Source organism: Campylobacter sp. 2018MI01 (genome assembly GCF_018501205.1).
GTDB lineage: Bacteria > Campylobacterota > Campylobacteria > Campylobacterales > Campylobacteraceae > Campylobacter_E.
The window spans coordinates 1-412 of record NZ_JAHCZE010000180.1 but is presented as its reverse complement, the minus strand read 5'-3'; the positions used below and the strand labels follow the sequence as shown (position 1 = coordinate 412).

General features: G+C 61.4%; 2 protein-coding genes. One reads left to right on the top strand and one right to left on the bottom strand.

The window, feature by feature from the left end; all coding sequences use genetic code 11:
- The coding region (locus tag KJQ97_RS10120) for a DUF3117 domain-containing protein (protein ID WP_214120720.1) at window positions 1-92 on the top strand (92 nt) is incomplete at its 5' end.
- Between the two features lie 63 nt (window positions 93-155).
- Here the strand turns inward: KJQ97_RS10120 and KJQ97_RS10115 are convergent.
- Window positions 156-412: glycosyltransferase (locus KJQ97_RS10115; RefSeq protein ID WP_502756491.1), on the bottom strand; the 257-nt coding region annotated here is incomplete at its 5' end.

Sequence of the window (412 nt, the reverse complement as noted above, 5' to 3'; positions counted from 1 at the left end):
TTCCAGTCGAAGGTGGCGGTCGGCTGGTTGTTGAACTCAACGCAGACGAAGCCCAGGAACTGCTCGCGTGTTTCAAGGACGTCGTCGGCTGACGCAGATGACTAACGATCGTGCCCGGCTCCTTCGAGCCGGGCACGACTGTACAAGGCGAGCCGTCAGCCGTGACGCTTGATTGCCGTCTGGTAGACCTCGACGGTTTGCGCAGCGATTCGAGGCCAGGAGAATTCGTCAATGCAACGCGGACGACCGGCGGTTCCGAAGGCTTTGGCGCGTTCCATGTTTCGAGTGAGGTCGTTGATAGCGGCTGCGAAGGCGGACTCGAGGGCCGCGACATCTTCTGGGGTCGACAAGTCGGTTGGGACCCCGTCGACGAGATGCCCGGTCGATCCGTCGACGACAACCTCCGGTATAC